2 protein-coding genes are annotated in these 2,320 nt (G+C 67.4%); one reads left to right on the plus strand and one right to left on the minus strand.

What is annotated here, in order from left to right; genetic code table 11:
• Nucleotides 1–73: 73 nt before the first annotated feature.
• Nucleotides 74–1,114, minus strand: coding sequence for a 2-hydroxyacid dehydrogenase (locus I71_RS06880; protein ID WP_199902124.1), 1,041 nt, complete (start codon nt 1,112–1,114; stop codon nt 74–76).
• Nucleotides 1,115–1,811: 697 nt separating this feature from the next.
• On the opposite strand from I71_RS06880, the gene I71_RS06885 reads away from it, so the two are divergent.
• Nucleotides 1,812–2,320, plus strand: a 509-nt coding sequence (locus I71_RS06885; protein ID WP_042692906.1) for an alcohol dehydrogenase catalytic domain-containing protein, incomplete at its 3' end; no start/stop codon positions are given.

The following is a 2,320-nucleotide window of genomic DNA, read 5'->3' on the forward strand; positions in this document are numbered from 1 at the left end:
GCCGGTATGGCCCCGGCGTTTGGCGCCTCCGGGGCTTGCCGCCGGGCAAGCCCGCGACGGTGTCAGCCCGCGTTCAGCGGGGGCTGACCAGATTGCGCAGCGGCTCTCCCGCCGTCAGCCGGGCGATGTTCGCGGCAACGTCGCGCACGCGGCCCTGAAAGGTCTGGGTGGTGACGCCGGAGATGTGCGGCGTCATCAGAATGTTGTCGAGCGTGTCGAAGGGCAGCGCCGCCGGCTGGGCATGGGCGCCGCCGTTCGGGTACTGGTACCACACGTCGATGACGGCACCGCCGATGCCGCGTTCCTTCAGCGCGTCGTAAAGCGCCTCAGGCTCGACCAGCGGGCCGCGGCTGACATTGACCAGCAAGGCATCGGGCTTCATCGCCGCAAGCTGCGCTTTGCCGATGAGGTGGCGCGTCTCCGGCAACAGCGGCAGGCACAGCACGACGACATCGCTCTCGGCGAGCAGGCGGTCGAGACCGTCGGTGCCGGCGACCCAGTCCAACCCCTCCCCTTCGGCCCTGGCCGGCCGCGAGGTGACGGCGACGCCGGAGGCGCCGAACGCCCGCATCAGCCGCCAGACATGCGATCCGATGTGGCCGTACCCAACGATGCCGACGGTCGCCCCGGCCAGCGAACCCAATTGAGAGCGCTGCGATTCGTAGACGGAGGAATCCCAGTGCCCCCGGCGCAGTTCGCGGTCCTGCAGCAAAAGCTGGCGGCGCATGACGACGCTGGTGGCCGCCACATATTCGGCGATCGAGGATTCGTGGCAGAAGGTGTTGGCGCACAGCACGCCTTCGGGCAGCGCCTTGCCGTCGATGCCGTCATAGCCGGCGCCGCCGACATGGACCAGCCGCAGGCTGTCGGCGGCGGCCCCCATCGCGGCGGTGAAGCGCGGACCAACGAAGACGTCGGCGCCCGGCAGGTCGGCCGCAACCCCCGCCTCGTCGAATGCAGGATGCCAGGATACGACGGTGCCCGCGGGAAGCTGCGCCTCCATCAAGGCGCGGTGGGGCAGGAAGTTGGCGTCGGCAATGACCACGCGGAGGGGGGGCACGGGCGGCGCGGCGCCCCCGCCGGCCTGCGATTTCCCCTTGGGCATAGCACTCATGGTTCCCCCTCGATAATGTTCCCGCCGGATTCCGCAAGCGATGGAGCGTTGCGGCCAGCGGAATGGATTGATTGCCCGACCGGATCCGATGCCCTGTTCCGGTTCGCTCACGCTCCGGATGCTTCTTATCGTGGGCAGCGGCGCAAGGCACCCATGCCGCCCCAAGTCCCGAAGGCACCTGCCGGATCGGATCCCAGGAATTGGGCAATTGGTACATTGGTCTTCTACTCCAGTGGATAGTGCACCGGGCAAGGGCCTGTCAACCGCATAACGCTGGATGCACAAAATGTTTTGTCGACGTGCGACTGACGGTCGCAGGGCAGAGCCTTGACTTCCCGGTCCTTCATGGGTCGAGCACCCCGGCCCAACGGGGCCGACCGCTTGGACGTTCACGTCCATCTCACTGACAACACGTCATATTCTTCCCAATGCCCCCGGCACGCCGGCAATCGTCGCCGCCCCGTGCCGCCGACATCGGCCGCGAGGCCGAACACGCCGTGTTGACAAGTCCGTGCAGCCGGCATATTCATCGTACCAACAGACCAATTTAAGTATTGGTCCATTTTGGCGGATAAACGCCACTGCCGCTACCGGGCGGCCCGGCGATGCACGGGACGCCCGCGGGTCGGGCAATCGCGCGGCATCCCACACGGACACGAGGCGCGACGGCGCGCCGTTACCTTTCAGGAGAGACCAGATGCGCGGCTGTGTTCTGCATGGACAAAAGGACCTTCGCCTTGAAACGCTCGACGAACCGGCGCTGAAGCCGGGAGAGGTCCGCGTCAGGATCGCCGCCGGCGGCATCTGCGGCTCGGATCTCCATTACTTCTTCGAAGGCCGCGTCGGCGATTTCAACGTCCGGGAACCGATGGTCCTGGGCCACGAGATCAGCGGCGATGTCGTCGAGGTCGGTCCCGACGTCACCCGGACCAGGATCGGCGACCGCGTCGCCGTCAATCCCGGCAAGCCGTGCCAGACCTGCCCGCAGTGCCTGGGCGGCCGGGAAAATCTCTGCGCCAATATGATCTTTCTCGGCAGCGCCTCGCGCTTCCCCCATGTCCAGGGCGCCTTCCGCGAAACGCTGGTGGTGCGCGACTTCCAGTGCTTCCCGGTGCCGGCCGACACGAAGCACACCAATCTGGGTCTCGCCGAGCCCCTTCGCGTCGCCCTCCATGCGGTGGCGCAGGCCGGCAGCCTGCTCGGCCG

Origin of the sequence: Azospirillum sp. B506, assembly GCF_000333595.1 — a bacterium.
In the GTDB taxonomy this organism is placed as follows: domain Bacteria; phylum Pseudomonadota; class Alphaproteobacteria; order Azospirillales; family Azospirillaceae; genus Azospirillum.

Bases quoted from the DNA above. Each gene is read 5' to 3' on its own strand.
- I71_RS06880 (WP_199902124.1), bottom strand. From the start codon at position 1,114: ATGAGTGCTATGCCCAAGGGGAAATCGCAGGCCGGCGGGGGCGCCGCG.